This window comes from Gilliamella sp. W8128, assembly GCF_016100545.1.
Taxonomy (GTDB): domain Bacteria; phylum Pseudomonadota; class Gammaproteobacteria; order Enterobacterales; family Orbaceae; genus Gilliamella; species Gilliamella apis.
Window position 1 is genome coordinate 1 of record NZ_JACFSE010000013.1, and the last position, 15,497, is coordinate 15,497.

Annotated in this window: 10 protein-coding genes; 3 read left to right on the forward strand and 7 right to left on the reverse strand. The window is 35.8% G+C overall.

Annotation, left to right across the window (positions count from 1 at the left end; genetic code table 11):
• Positions 1–620: 620 nt before the first annotated feature.
• Positions 621–1,049, reverse strand: coding sequence for a hypothetical protein (locus H3U97_RS11140; RefSeq protein ID WP_065578517.1), 429 nt, complete (start codon positions 1,047–1,049; stop codon positions 621–623).
• A gap of 219 nt (positions 1,050–1,268) precedes the next feature.
• Here H3U97_RS11140 and H3U97_RS11145 point away from each other — a divergent pair, with 219 nt between their 5' ends.
• The 3 genes from H3U97_RS11145 to H3U97_RS11155 all read left to right on the forward strand — a co-directional run bounded on the left by H3U97_RS11145 (position 1,269) and on the right by H3U97_RS11155 (position 6,332).
• Positions 1,269–2,681 carry an EmmdR/YeeO family multidrug/toxin efflux MATE transporter gene (locus tag H3U97_RS11145; RefSeq protein WP_065613067.1) on the forward strand — a complete coding sequence of 471 codons (1,413 nt, stop codon included), beginning with the start codon at positions 1,269–1,271 and terminating at the stop codon, positions 2,679–2,681.
• Positions 2,682–3,381: 700 nt separating this feature from the next.
• Positions 3,382–4,767: a glycoside-pentoside-hexuronide (GPH):cation symporter gene (locus H3U97_RS11150; RefSeq protein ID WP_198198976.1), complete on the forward strand. Its 1,386-nt coding sequence runs from the start codon at positions 3,382–3,384 to the stop codon at positions 4,765–4,767.
• 44 nt (positions 4,768–4,811) lie between these two features.
• The gene (locus H3U97_RS11155; protein ID WP_198198977.1) at positions 4,812–6,332 is read left to right on the forward strand and encodes a glycoside hydrolase 43 family protein; all 1,521 of its coding nucleotides are present in this window, start codon (positions 4,812–4,814) and stop codon (positions 6,330–6,332) included.
• A 53-nt stretch (positions 6,333–6,385) separates the two neighbouring features.
• On the opposite strand, the gene H3U97_RS11160 is transcribed toward H3U97_RS11155, so the two are convergent.
• The 6 genes from H3U97_RS11160 to H3U97_RS11185 form a co-directional block, all read right to left on the reverse strand.
• A complete protein-coding gene (locus H3U97_RS11160) occupies positions 6,386–9,244 on the reverse strand; it encodes a valine--tRNA ligase (protein ID WP_198198978.1) in 2,859 nt (952 codons plus the stop codon).
• 192 nt (positions 9,245–9,436) lie between these two features.
• Positions 9,437–10,282, reverse strand: coding sequence for a pantoate--beta-alanine ligase (panC, locus tag H3U97_RS11165; RefSeq protein ID WP_198198979.1), 846 nt, complete (start codon positions 10,280–10,282; stop codon positions 9,437–9,439).
• Between the two features lie 18 nt (positions 10,283–10,300).
• Entirely contained in the window at positions 10,301–11,143 is an 843-nt protein-coding gene (gene panB / locus H3U97_RS11170) for a 3-methyl-2-oxobutanoate hydroxymethyltransferase (protein WP_198198980.1), read from the reverse strand.
• Positions 11,140–11,985 carry a Rossmann-like and DUF2520 domain-containing protein gene (locus tag H3U97_RS11175; protein WP_198198981.1) on the reverse strand — a complete coding sequence of 282 codons (846 nt, stop codon included), beginning with the start codon at positions 11,983–11,985 and terminating at the stop codon, positions 11,140–11,142. The genes panB and H3U97_RS11175 overlap by 4 nt, the downstream gene beginning before the upstream one ends.
• A gap of 274 nt (positions 11,986–12,259) precedes the next feature.
• Entirely contained in the window at positions 12,260–12,889 is a 630-nt protein-coding gene (locus tag H3U97_RS11180; protein WP_034903515.1) for a hypothetical protein, read from the reverse strand.
• Positions 12,890–13,625: 736 nt separating this feature from the next.
• Positions 13,626–15,095, reverse strand: coding sequence for a hypothetical protein (locus H3U97_RS11185; protein ID WP_198198982.1), 1,470 nt, complete (start codon positions 15,093–15,095; stop codon positions 13,626–13,628).
• Positions 15,096–15,497: the final 402 nt, after the last annotated feature.

Sequence of the window (15,497 nt, forward strand, 5' to 3'; positions counted from 1 at the left end):
GTCAATTAAATTAATGATTTATTTACAATTTTATGCCTACCGACATAAAATTTATCCATTCGTATAAATATGCTATAAAAGTATAATGACTGGAAAAAACCATGCAACTTATTTAAGCTGTTAAATTGTTAATTTTTGTAAAGTTTAACGTAATATTATGTTTTAATTACGCCCTTAAAACCAATTTCGAAGAAACTTTAGGGGGATTTTTTGGTTTTAAAAACCCCGTTCCTCAAAATTTTTAGTTCTTTATTTTTTAGTTCTTTGCGTTTCGGACGTTTTGTTGTTTGGTGGTTGTTTCTATACGGTGATTACGTCCGAGTCAAGAGGGTTGGCGCCAACCCTCTTTACAATCTCCCGCGGCGACCACGCAAGTGGTCACTGCGTGACTGCCTGCCGCCTTCGTTCGCTGTTAACGCTCCTTGGCAAACTTCCCTGTTTGCCATGCTAACCTCACTCAGTTGTCAGCACATTGCGAAAGTCGCTAAATAATACTCGTCATACTGATTTGTAATAAAGTAATATACTTTTATCTGATTTGATTATTTAAATTTTGATTTACTTATAATAATTTAAAAAATAAAAGAACCTGCAATACAGGTTCTTTTTAAACTTTTGAATCATTGATATAAAGTTGTTGGAATTATGTCAGTGTTTCCATTTTGATCTATAAATAATCTAAAGATTTTTTTCTCATTGTTATTTAAATTAAAATCACGTTCACGACGGGGAGCATTAAAACTACACAATCCATGACCTTGTATAGATGCACCAATAATAACTTCACCAGCTGGCAGATAAAAAGTTGCTCTTTCTTTAGTTTCAAACTTAGCCACTTCTTGCCCATTTAAAAATAAATTAATGTAACATCCGCTACCAGTCAATCCTTTATCTCTAATAAACACTAATGTCGCATTATTATCTAGTTTAGCTTGATGATTAAATATTCTTGCTTCTGGTACTTGTTTTATTTCATGTTCAGCAGGCGGTCTAGTGGAACATCCAATTAAAACTAAGCTTAAAAAGCCTCCAATCAATAATTTCTTCATACCTCTCCTCCAAAAATTTTTAGTAATGGTATATTATTTATTTTGACAATAAAACTCCATTCCTCAATTTATTTATAATTTATAAGCCTTGAAATAGTGATACCCTTTATTGGTAATGATAATTATTAATGTTGAGTTTTTATAAAACTTAATTTCATTTTTAGCAAATAAAGGCGTTATAATATACTAAATTTTCTAAATAAATTTTTAGGCCTGAAATTGGATTTTCAACTTGTTAGTCGATTGAAGAATCTTCAACTTTATAAAAAACGACGTTCAAATAATGTGCTGTTCTGGCGCGAAATTTATCCTTTAGCAATGCCAATTTTAATTGAGAATTTGTCAGTCATTTTGATGGGTATTTTCAGTACGTTTTTAGTGAGTTGGATTGGTAAGGCCGAGATGGCTGCCGTCGGTCTGGCGGAAAGCTTTAATATGATTATAATGTCCTTCTTTATGGCGGTTGCACTAGGGACATCAGTGGTGGTGGCGTTTAGCTTGGGACGACACAATCGTAAAAAAGCCGTGGTCGCAGCAAGGCAATCCATTACGTTATTAGTGATAATTTCGATTTTACTGTTTTTGTTTGTTGAGTTTTCCGGATATTGGATTGTCGAGATTATTGCAGGTAAAGCCGATCCTGAAGTTAAGGAATTAACACTTACCTTTCTAAGATTAACCGTTTTAGGTTACCCTGCTCTTGCCTTTATCTTAGTTGGTTGTGGTGCATTACGTGGTGCTGGCAATACCAAATTACCAATGTACTTAAACATTATCATGAATATTTTAAACTTGACGATCAGTTATGTGCTTATTTACGGCGCTTTAGGTTGGCAAGGATTAGGTTTTATTGGTGCGGGTATTGGCTTAACAATCTCACGTTATTGTGGCATGTTTTTTATTTTATTAGTCTTAACCATAAAACCAAGTCGAGCGTTATTTATTCCTCTCCGTAGTTATTTTCATTCGTTCAATGGTAAAATTTTGATTGATATTTTAAGTATCGGCATTCCTGCTAGTGTCGAATCGGTAATGTTTAATATCGGAAAATTGCTCACACAAACTTTTGTTGCCGGTATGGGCACCTCAACTATAGCAGCTAATTTTATTGCGTTTTCAATTGCTGGATTGCTTAATTTACCGGGTGGAACTCTCGGTGCAACATCGACAATTATTGTTGGTAAACGTATTGGTATGGGGCAAATTTATCAACCAACAAGGCAGCTTAAATTTATTTTTCATCTAACCAGTTTGTTACTCTGTTTTTTAGCTTTTTTATCGATCCCATTCGCAGGATTATTAAGTTCGCTTTACACTAATGATCAGGAAGTTATTGAGATCTCCAAACATTTACTTTGGTTTAATGCCTTATTTACGCCTTTTTGGGCATCATCCTTTGTTTTACCATACGGTTTTAAAGGTGCGAAAGATGCCAGTTATACCATGTGGGTCGCTATTGGTAGTATGTGGATGTGTCGGATTGTTGTGGGTTATATTTTTGGCGTTTATTTTGGCTTTGGGGTGATTGGGGTTTGGTTCGGTATGTTCTTAGATTGGATTATTAGAAGTATTTTCTTCTATTATCGACTTATTAGTGGTAAATGGCTATGGCGTCATCAAAAAATCAGCTAGCGCTAATAATAGTTTGTTGCTTGCAAAGTAAATTTAGTTAATCTTATTTAGCGACATTAGCAATGTGCTGACAACTGAGTGAGATTAGCATGACAAACATGGATGTTTGCCAAGGTTGTATTTTGTCAGAAACAAATCACAGCCGGTGCGTTAACAGCGAACGAAGGCGGAAGGCTGTCACATGGTAACCTCTTGCGTGGTCGCCGTGGGAGTTGGTAAAGAGGGTTCGCGTCAACCCTCTTTACTCGAACGTAATCACCATATAAAACTAACCAGCAAACTAGCTACAAAACAACAAAACGTCCGAATCTTAAACAACCAAAAATTGAGGAACGGGGTTTTTAAAGCCAAAATCCATCCAATAAATCGCTAACGTTAGTTATAACATCTTAATACTTTTCGATAATTAATCTAGATTATCAAAATACACATCCACAATTCAGCTACTCTTGCCGTTAAAGCCCATCAAATATCAATTCTTAATGCATTATCTATGTCAAAAATGGTGCTATAGATTTGTGATATCTATCACATTAACCATATAACGTAATTAAGGTATGCAAAATCATAATACTGTTTTGAAAATGAATTTTATAAACTCTATTTATTGTTATTTTTTCAATAAGTTGTTAACGCAACCGATAATTAAATAATGACAGTTTTATGCAAATCATATTTTGATAACTAAAAGGAGTTTATGATGGATAATAATAAAAAATTATCAGTCATGGAAAAAATTGGCTTTGGGATGGGCGATGCAGCTTGTGGTATTGTCTATTCCTCGGTGACGATGTTTTTGACCTATTTTTATACTGATATTTATGGCCTTTCTGCAGCTGCGGTTGGCATAATGTTCCTCGCTACGCGAATTTTTGATGCTATTATCGATCCGATTACAGGTATGGTTGCCGATCGTACTAAAACAAGATGGGGACGATTTAGACCATGGTTGATCTGGTTTGCGATTCCTTATGCGGTACTGGCTGTTATGACTTATACAACACCAGATTTTGGTTATTCAGGTAAACTTTTATACGCATACGTTACCTATGCTTTATTAATGCTTTGTTATACATTTATTAATATTCCTTATTGTGCTCTTGGTGGTGTTATTGCTCGTGATGAAAAAGATCGCCTATCCGCTCAATCCTATCGATTTACTATTTCATCGGCATCAGGACTTATGGTATCAATCGGTACGTTATTTTTAGTCGATTGGTTAGGAAAAGAAAATAAGCAACTCGGATTTCAGTTAACCATGGCGGTTATGGGTGTTATTGCAATTGGCATGTTAGTGTTCTGTTTTGCAACCACTGAAGAAAGAGTAGTACCAATTGAAGATAAAAATGTCAGTGTTAAAAAAGATTTAAAATGCTTATTAGGCAATGATCAGTGGTGTATTGTGGCGCTTATTACCTTCTTTTCAAGTATGGCTGGCGTTATGCGTAGTTCAGCAACGCTTTACTATGCAACTTACTTGATGATGGGTGGCGTTAGCTCAGCAGCAGGTACAGCGATGAAATCAGCCTTTGTGTCAACATCGGTGGTCGGTACAATATTAGGCGCGATGGCTGCTGGTTATTTTGCTAAACGTTTTACTGCTATTCAACTTTTTAAAAATATTAATTTAACGTTATTTGTTATTGGCGTAGTAATGTTTTTTGTTCCACCGGTATGGTTAGCGGTTATTTTCCCACTCTATTTTTTAATTGGCTTTTTCCACTCCATGTATCAACCATTCAAATGGAATATGATGGCCAATGCTGCTGATTATGGTGAATGGAAATTTGGACGCCGAGCAACTGGTCTATCTTTCTCAGGTAATTTATTTGCCTTAAAACTCGGCATGGCAATCGCTGGTGCTTTAGTCGGCATCTGTTTAGGTTTATTAGGCTATCAAGCAGGTGTAAATGAACAAACACCATTAGCCACAATGGGCATTATTGGTCTTTTAACTATTGGACCAGCATTTTCATATTTATTACTTTGGTGGTTAATGCGTTTTTATAAATTAGATGACAAAATGATGGAAAAAATTCAAAGTGATTTACTTGCTAGACAACAAAATAAAGATAGTGATGACTAAGATAGTATGTCGATAAGTAATAGTTACAATTAAAGGTTAATTATATGAGTTTAGATTATTATCACAACCCTATTATCTGCGGTGATTATTCCGATCCGGATATTGTCAAAGTAAATGATGATTTCTTTATGGTTTCATCTAGCTTTAACCATATGCCAGCATTACCGATCCTCCACTCAAAAGACTTGGTAAATTGGCAGATTATCAATCATGTTTTTGATGCACTTGACTTACCTGGTTATGATGCAGTCCAACCCGGTAAAGGGGTTTGGGCGCCATCGATTCGCTATCATAATGAAAAACTTTGGGTGTTTTTTAGTACTCCTGACGAAGGTATTTTTATGTCTAATACCTCTGATCCTTGGGGTAAATGGAGCAAACCACACTGCTTACAACCAGCACTCGGTTGGATTGATCCTTGCCCATTTTGGGATGATGATGGTCGAGCATGGTTAGTGCATGCCTTTGCGCAAAGTCGTTGTGGTGTAAAACATAAATTGCAGCTGTTTGAAATGGCTAATGATGGATCAACATTGATTGGCGAAGGTCAAATTATTTATGATGGCACTGCCGATTTACCGACACTTGAAGGACCAAAACTTTATAAGCGCAATGGTTGGTATTACATTTTTGCACCAGCTGGCGGTGTTGAAAATGGTTGGCAATCGGTGTTACGTAGCCGTAATTTAACGGGTCCTTGGACTGCACGCAATGTGCTATTTCAAGGCAATACCACCATTAACGGCCCTCATCAAGGTGGATGGGTCGAATTGGACAATAATGAGTGCTGGTTTGTACACTTTCAAGATGCCCATTTATATGGCCGTATTGTTCATTTACAGCCAATGTATTGGGGTGATGATGATTGGCCTCGCATTGGTGAGAGTATCAATAATGACTTTACAGGACAACCGGTATTATCATATAAAAAACCAACTGTGCTCCATCACTCAGAAGAGTATAAAATCCAAACCAGTGACGATTTCCAGCATGGTAAATTTGGTTTACAGTGGCAATGGCAGGCAAATCCTAATCCTGATTGGCTAATAGCAAGTGATCAAGGATTAACCTTAAGTTGTTATCCATTACCTATGCATAATAAACAGCGTACACTCTATTTTGCAGCTAACTTATTGCTGCAAAAATTTTCAGCATGGCAATTCACGGCGCAAACTCAACTTAAATTGAATGCTAAGCAATCAGGTGATTTGGGCGGCTTAATCGTTTATGGTGAACGTTATGCTGCGATTATGATCGGTTATGATAATGGCCAGTATAAGCTGTATTATCGATATGGTTGGATGAAAGATTCAGGTCAAGTTGACGAATATCAACAAATTGTCGGTCAATTATCTTCACAGCATTGCCAACTTAAAGTCGAAGTTGGTTTGAATGGTATCTGTCAATTTTACTATAAAGATCATAAGACAGATTGGATTTTAATTAAACCTAGCTTCGCAGCTGGAAAAGGCAAATGGGTGGGGGCTAAAGTAGGAATTTTTGCCGCAACTGAAGCAGATAATGCCATTGGCCATTGCCATTTTGATTACTTCAAGATTAGTTAACGGTTTAATAAGATAAAAAACCCTCTCATATGAGAGGGTTTTTATTCAAGTTGTTAAAGACTTTTTATGGCTGCATACTGCTCTTGCAATTTGGTTTTATCAGCAATATAGCCTTGTTGTTTTTCTTTCTCTTTGGCAACGACTGCTGCGGGAGCTTTATCGACAAAGCTAGCATTAGATAGTTTATTATCAATACGCGCAATTTCGCCATCAATACGAGCGATCTCTTTTTCAAGACGGGCTAGCTCATCTTCTTTATTAATAAGCCCAGCCATTGGGATCAGGAGTTCGGCACCATCAACCAATTTAGTGACTGATAATGGCCCTGCTTCACCTTCATCTAACAAGACAATTTCTGATAATCTTGCTAATGATTCGATAAAAGTGACATTGTCACTAATTACACGATGAACGGCTGGTGATGCTTTTCTAATCAATAGCTGTAATGGTTTGCTTGGTGCGATATTCATTTCAGCACGGATATTACGAACCGCAATGACAGCATCTTTAATCCAATTGATATCGGCAACCGCTTTATCATCAACTAATTGGCTATCAAATGCTGGCATTGGTTGTAACATAATGGTATCAGCTTTGATTGCCATTAATGGTTTGACACTTTGCCAAATAGCTTCAGTAATAAATGGAATGATTGGATGCGCCAAACGTAATAAGGCTTCAAGTACCGTGACTAAAGTGTGACGAGCAGCACGTTGCTGATTCTGTTCACCATTTGCCAATACTGATTTAGTTAACTCTAAATACCAGTCACAGAACTGATTCCAAGTGAATTCATATAAGATATTAGCAGCTAAATCAAAACGGTAAGTATCAAATGCTTCACGGTAGGTTTTTACGGTTTGGTTAAACTCTGCCAAGATCCATTTATCCGCTAATGAATAATCTAACTCTCCACCTTTAAAACCACAATCGTGATCTTGGGTATTCATCAATACATAACGGCTGGCATTCCATAGTTTATTACAGAAGTTACGATAACCTTCTAAACGTTTTAAATCCCAATTGATATCACGACCAGTTGATGCCAGCGCCGCTAAGGTAAAACGTAAGGCATCTGTACCATGGGCTTCAATACCATTCGGGAACTGTTTTTCTGTACGTTTGGCAATCTTTTCCGCTAATTGTGGCTGCATCATATTACCAGTACGTTTTTCTAATAAATCGGCAAGTGAAATACCATCAATCATATCTAAAGGATCGATAACATTACCTTTAGATTTCGACATTTTTTGCCCTTCTTCATCGCGAATTAGCCCTGTCACATATACCGTTTTAAACGGTACTTGTGGTTTACCATGCTCATCTTTAATGAAATGCATGGTCATCATAATCATTCGAGCAACCCAGAAGAAGATAATATCAAAACCTGTCACTAGCACATTAGTTGGATGGAAAGTAGCTAAATCATCAGTGTTTTCCGGCCAACCTAAAGTTGAAAACGTCCATAGTGCTGATGAGAACCAAGTATCAAGGACATCGTCATCTTGTGACAATTCGATATCTGCTGCAAGATTATTTTCACGACGAACTTCAGCCTCATCACGACCAACATAGACGTTGCCTTGATTATCATACCAAGCTGGAATTCGGTGTCCCCACCATAATTGTCGCGAAATACACCAATCTTGAATATCATTCATCCATGAAAAATACATATTTTCATACTGTTTAGGCACGAATTGGATATCACCATTTTTTACCGCCGCAATAGCTGGTTGCGCTAATACTTTTGCTCTCACATACCATTGATCGGTTAACATAGGTTCGATTACCACACCACCACGATCGCCATACGGGATAGTTAAGTCATGCGGTTCAATTTTTTCTAAAATACCTTGAGCTTCACACTCTGCAACAACTAATTTACGCGCCGCAAAGCGTTCTAAATTTTGGAATTGTGCCGGAATATCGGTTGCGTGTGCAGTACTTGGCTCTCCATTAGTATCAAACACTTCAGCTTGAGCACGAATATCACCATCAAAAGTTAAGATGTTAATCATCGGTAATTGATGACGACGCCCTACTTCATAGTCATTAAAGTCATGTGCAGGGGTAATTTTTACACAGCCAGTACCTTTTGTCATATCCGCATGTTCATCGCCAACAATCGGAATTCGGCGATTAACAAATGGTAATATGACAAATTTACCGATGAGATCTTTATAACGAGGGTCTTCTGGATTAACGGCAACACCGGTATCACCAAATAGTGTCTCAGGACGAGTTGTAGCGACAACTAGATAATCTTTGCCTTCTGCAGTTTTAACACCATCCGCTAATGGATAGCGCAAATGCCACATTGAACCTTTTACTTCACGATTCTCTACTTCAAGATCAGAAATTGCGGTACGTAATTTTGGATCCCAGTTAACTAAGCGTTTACCACGATAAATTAAATCTTCTTGGTAGAGTCTTACAAAAACTTCTTTAACCGCGTTAGAAAGACCTTCATCCATAGTAAAGCGTTCACGATCCCAATCAACCGAATCACCTAAACGTCGCATCTGTTTAGTGATGCTACCACCTGATTCTGCTTTCCATTGCCAAATTTTTTCGATAAACGCTTCACGACCATAATCATGGCGAGTTTTGTTTTCTTCAGCAGCAATTTTACGTTCTACCACCATTTGGGTTGCAATACCGGCATGGTCACTACCTGATTGCCATAGCGTGTTATTGCCTTGCATACGATGATAACGAATTAGCGCATCCATAATAGTTTGTTGGAAAGCATGTCCCATATGCAAACTACCAGTTACATTTGGTGGTGGAATAGCAATACAATAACTAGGCTGAGATTTGTCACCATTAGGCTTAAAGTAACCACTTTCTTCCCAATGTTGATAAATAGGTTGTTCGATTTCTTGTGGATTATAAGTCGTATTTTTCATAATAAAGGCATCAATCCTAATTCAAGGCATAAAAATGTGGTTATTCTACCGTAAAATGATATAACAATAAATTACTAGACGAATAAAGTGTTTGATTAAATCAAATTTAAATCAGATAACAATAAAATTAGTATAAAAAAACCACTTGTTGGCAAGTGGTCTTAACGTTATGTACGATTAGAATGGTAAAGACTAATGATGATAGATAAAGTTATCAATCAATCTGGTTTTACCAATATAAACCGCCAAAGCACATAAACTATCTTGATTTAAACGATCAACCGCAGTTAATGTTGCATAATCAACAAATTCAATATAATCAATTTTAGCTAACGGCTGAGCATTTATAATATTCTGCATCGCGGTTAAGATGGTTTGTACCGATTTTTCACCGGCTTGTATCAGTTGCTGGGCACACTCGATTGATTGATACAAACAGATAGCAGCTAAGCGTTCTTGTGGCGATAAATAGCTATTGCGAGAACTTTTAGCTAGTCCATCACTTTCACGCACAATTGGGCAACCGATAATTTCGATGTCAACATTAAGATCGCTTACCATACGTTGAATAACCGCTAGTTGTTGCGCATCTTTTTGACCAAAATAGGCTCGATCAGGTTGCGTGATATTAAATAACTTAGTAACCACAGTACAAACACCTTTAAAATGACCGGGGCGCTTTTTGCCGCAAAGCGCATCAGTTAGACCATTAACATTCACATAGCTATTAAAATTGGCATCATACATTTCACTGGCTGATGGACAAAAAATCAGATCAACACCCATTTGTTGGCAGGCGTTTTTGTCACGCTCTAAGTCACGTGGATAACTGGCTAAGTCTTCTTTCGGGCCAAACTGCATTGGATTGACAAAAATGGTAACAATCACTTTTTGATTATCTTGTTTAGCCGCAGCCATTAAGCTCTGATGACCTTCATGCAGATACCCCATGGTTGGCACTAAACCAATACTAGCACCGTTTTTACGCCACGATTTAACCTGCTGACGAACTTCATCAATTGTTGTTACAACTTTCACAATTATTATCCTTTCTGGCTATTTTGAAAATTCAGATTTGAGTTGAGTCATAATCTCACCATCAATGGCAAACTCATGTATTGATGCTGGGTATTGTTGCTGTTTTACCTCTTGGCAATAATCGGCAAATGCTTGCTTCATTTGATCACCGATTGGCGCAAAAGATTTAACAAATTTAGATGATACGCCATCATACATTGACAACATATCTTGATAAACTAACACTTGACCATCACAACCATGACCTGCACCAATACCGATCGTTGGTATGCTAACAAGTTCAGTGATAAATTTAGCTAAATCGGCAGGTACACATTCGAGTAAAATAGCTGCAGCACCAGCTTGTTCAACCGCTAATGCATCCAAAATAATATCTTTAGCCGCTTGGTAATCTCTACCTTGTACTTTATAACCGCCTAATGCTAATACTGATTGTGGCATCAAACCAATATGGGCAATAACCGGAATCGATGCTTGAGTGATCATCTTAATATGTTCACAAAATGCTCGCCCACCTTCTAGTTTTACAACCTGTGCATTGCCTTCTTGAATCAAACGACCAGCATTATGTACAGCATCATAAACAGAAGCATGGTAAGACATAAACGGTAAATCCGTCACAACTAATGCGTTTTTAGCGCCCTTTGCCACTGCTTTAGAGTGATGGATCATATCTTCCATGGTGACAGAAACCGTGCTTTCATAGCCTAGCATCACCATTCCTAATGAATCACCAACTAATAAACAATCTACACCGCTATCGTCCATCAGTTTTGCCGTTGTGTAGTCATAAGCAGTTAACATGGTGATCTTTTGTTGATTTTGTTTGCGTTGTTGTAAAGTTAGAATTGTATTTTTCAAGGTAACAGCTCCAGTTCTAATTGATGATAGTCCCTATCAGGATGTTTTTGCCGACTAAGATTAAGTAATATTGTCGATAATTGTTGGTATAAAGGTTTTAAATCAGCAGGTAAGTTGAGTAAATGTTGTTTTATAGTATTTACATCATTGCGTTCAACCGGACCAGTTAATGCATTTATAGTACCAACATTACAAATATTTTTGGCATTCGCTAAAAATAGATCATGCCACGCTTGTTGGCAAAAATGGGGATCTAAACCACACTGTGCCAACATATCACTGCCAACTTGCGCTAAGGCGATAACATGATTACTTAGCATAACGCAAGCGGCATGATAAAGCGCTTTATGTTCTGCCGATAATATTGCTATCGCATTAACCAAAGGTGACAAAATCGGTTGTAATTTAGCTAATGCTAGGGAATTATTGGCTTCTAAAGTGAAGGATACCTTAGCCATCTCTTTATAGCAGGTAAAACGATCATAAATTGCCGATAAAGGATGTAGCGAAAATGCTAAAGGATGAACAATATGATCGACAGTAAATAACTGCGATGTCAGCAAACCACTGCAATGACCAACTAATTTATTGTCAATCGGCAATCGACTAACCACTTGCCATACAGAACTAATTTGACTATCCGGCACAGTCAAAAATAGACAATCACAATCCTCAACTAAGCTAGATAAAGTTAAATATGCTTCACTACCAGTAAATTCACTTGCCGCTTGTGCTTGTTGATAATCACGACTATAAAAACCAGTAATTTGCAGACCACAAAGACTAAAATATTTAGCCAAAGTACAACCCACTTTACCGGCGCCAATAAAACCAATATTCATCTTTAATAACAAAAATTAAACGATGCGGCATTATAGCCTAATTTGATGTAGATTCAATTTTTAACCAGAAAGACTAAGCAATATAGGATTAAAAGCAATTCTCTCCTCTTCTCAATTTTTGAGGGAGTAATTTGCTTTAAGGATTTTTTAAATAGAAGAATTTAATTTGTTGTCAGTTTATTTATCACTAAGCAATCAATTTTAAACCGCTATATATGAAGTGACCCCATAAAGTTGGACACTTTTATTAAGCGGTTTAAAATAATTTCAGTAATTATTTACCAGGATAAAGAATAAATGGAACTTTTTGGTATTGTTTAGTTTTCTTATCCCATTCTTGTAACTTTAATATACATAGGAATTTATTCTCCTCTTGGGTCGGTATTGCCCCAATCGATAATAAATAATCTTTACCTTCTTTTGGTATAAAAACTAATTTTTTATCATTCCACTTACAGGTAATTCTTTCAGTATAACCTCGTTTAAACCAGCCTGGCTCAACCCTTTTATATTTACCAACCGAGGTAGTAAAAATGAAAGCTTTGCCGGGTCGAATATTCAGTTGATTAATTGGTTGGACTAAATCGTCAGGAACAACTATTCCCGGTATATCGGCAACTTTATCAGCATAAAATTTACTACCAAATAGATAATAAGTTAAATAGCCAGATTCATCTCGCTTTTCTTGATTATAAACTTGTAATCCTAAAGTTCTAAAATCTCTTGAACCGACTTGAATTACCGTAATTCTAGCTTTGGGTTGTTTACCTTTGGGTTCAATATCAGAATATTGTGTGTATGTAGCTAATGAATCCTTATTTGTGACTAAATTAGCCCTTTGTGCACACGAGATCATCAATAGACTAACAACCATGGTTAATAATATTTTTAGAAATTTACTCATCCTTATTCCTCATGTCTAATAATAAATTTGCCTAAAATGTTGAAAACAACATTTTAAAATGATGCTGATTGCTCACTATCGAACCAATAGTGTTTTTCAAATATTATTTTTTTGCAATGCGTTGTAAAAATTTAATAATCAGATTATTAATGATTTTTATAATAATCCCTTATAGTGAGGAGATTAATATTAGATTGTTGAAGAATTTTTTATTATAAAATAATCCAATAACAAGTACTATTTTTTAATTATTTGACTCTTTTGCTGACGCCCTTATAACGAATTTCTGAAATTAATTTATGTGTAAATGGATGTCATAATGTTTCTGCAAAATCGAAATTAAATTCATTGTTAGAAACATCAGTACAATATGATAATTCTTTACGAATGGCAAAGTCTATTTATGGAATACAAATATATTCTATTAATACTTATCTTCTTTTTTATAAATAAACTCTATACTTTTTTTGACTTATTTAAAACGGTTGCATTGCCTGCTTGACTAGCGGTTAAGTAATAATAAGAATCCCAATCACTACCCAGATAGCCTGAGCACTGAAGTAAATATTACGTTGTCGCATTCCAGTCATTAACCATGCCACTCATTCACCATTAATTTCACCGTTCCATTATCCATTATTTCGATAACTTAATTGGCGAGAGTAGCAAGTACGACTTCGATTGGCGGATGCCAATATATCTTCATTTAATTAATAATATTCATTAATAGACTTTTTTATTGTTTACAAACTGCGTGTAAATTTTTTGATTTCTCCCAAACTTTAATTTGACCTATCCAAGCATCAATGGCAAATCTATCAAAAAATTCTTTTGAAGCACCCTCAGGAACAATATATTTATCTCGAGAATAAAACCACAAAAGTCCACTAAACCAATTTGAATCAGGATAAGTATTCTTAATTGTCATACCCCATTCACTCAAAAGCCCTTGTCCTATAGTACGAGTAAAAGCATCCCATTCAAGTGGCAATTCTGTCCATGACATTGGTGCATTTGGAGAGTTTGACATTTCAGTCCTTGACGGAATATTCGCTTCTCCACCACATAAATTAACCGTTTGCTGATAAGTATAAAAGTCATTTCCATATGGTACCGCCCATATACCGGTTAAATTAAAAGTATAATTCTGTTCAGGAACTTGTTCATCATGTTTAAATTTTGCAGTTATGGTGACGGGACCTATCGGTTTTTTAACCAACATAACATTACCTTGTTTATCAACCGTAACACTATCATTTGGCGTTGCCGATAAGGTATATTCAAAATCCTCTTGATGACCAGTCATGACTAATTGAAATTTTGCGCCAGGAAAACCAGTTGTTGGAAAGTGCGGTACCGCCGATACTTTAAAACCATTTTCAGGATCAAAAACTGCAGCATCATAACCGCCACCACAATAGCTATCTCTTACTCGATTGCTATCTTGATTCCAACCATTAATCCAATGTTTACTGTCATCTAAAAGTGATGATTCAAATTCATTATCAGCATAACCAGATAAAATACAATCAAGACTTCCTTTATATGATATAGGTCTAACACTTCCCCAAGCATATTGTGGATACAGTATCATTCCATAAGGTTTGGCATAACAAATTTCAGATTTAGTCATAATTTTGTATTTTTGAGTGATATCAAAATATTCGCTTTCATTCGGAATACCATATTCGGAATAGGTTTTTACTTTAGTTGTAATAGTTAAAGTTAACGGCATGGAAATGTCACTACCACAACCAATTATTTTTTCATTATTTTCGATTTTTATCCCTTTATTATCAAACCAACTATAGGTTGTTTTTTCTACGGTGAACGGAGTGTTATTGCGAATACCATCACCATCGGTATCATCATAATTAGCCGTTATATCTAAATCATTTATTGAATAGTCTTTAATAATAAAGTCCTTAATTGTTAAATTACCATTAAACTGATTGATTTTTGTGTCACTTAAGTTATTGGTATATGAACTATATAAAACATTATTAACAGTAAAACCATGCTTTTTTGATGCACTTTCAATATCGACAACGCTTGGTTTATTACCAATAATGACATTTATACTATGCGCTGTGAGTGCTTGGCTTTTTTGACTGACACCTAAAAAGCATAAAATAAATAAAATATAAACAGACGGTTTAACCAGAGGTAAACAAACGGATAATAATGAAGAATTTGTCAAAGACAAAATACATCGTATTGTATTGGCGGTGAAATTTCTACAATGAGAAAGCTGAACTAAACATTGGTTTGTTTTTTCTGCTCTTTGGCTAAATTGATATTTACTAACACTAGATGTTAGCTTTGATATCCTAAGAAAAAATAAACTATCGTGAAAAATTAAACTTGAATTGAGGTAATTAGCTGAAATTAAATTATAGGTTGGGCAGGTTTGGTGTTTGGTGTTTGGTGTTGTACATTATAATACATATTCGACATTCCTGTCAACTAAATTAATGATTTATTTACAATTTTATGCCGTTAAGCATAAAATTTATCCATTCATATAAATATGCTATAAAAGTATAGTGATTGCAAAAAACCATGCAACTTTTTTTGATGGTTTTATTGTTAACTTTTGTAAAGGTGA

Bases quoted from the DNA above. Each gene is read 5' to 3' on its own strand.
- H3U97_RS11175 (WP_198198981.1), bottom strand. From the start codon at position 11,985: ATGAATATTGGTTTTATTGGCGCCGGTAAAGTGGGTTGTACTTTGGCT.
- H3U97_RS11140 (WP_065578517.1), bottom strand. From the start codon at position 1,049: ATGAAGAAATTATTGATTGGAGGCTTTTTAAGCTTAGTTTTAATTGGA.
- H3U97_RS11180 (WP_034903515.1), bottom strand. From the start codon at position 12,889: ATGAGTAAATTTCTAAAAATATTATTAACCATGGTTGTTAGTCTATTG.
- H3U97_RS11155 (WP_198198977.1), top strand. From the start codon at position 4,812: ATGAGTTTAGATTATTATCACAACCCTATTATCTGCGGTGATTATTCC.
- H3U97_RS11160 (WP_198198978.1), bottom strand. From the start codon at position 9,244: ATGAAAAATACGACTTATAATCCACAAGAAATCGAACAACCTATTTAT.
- H3U97_RS11150 (WP_198198976.1), top strand. From the start codon at position 3,382: ATGGATAATAATAAAAAATTATCAGTCATGGAAAAAATTGGCTTTGGG.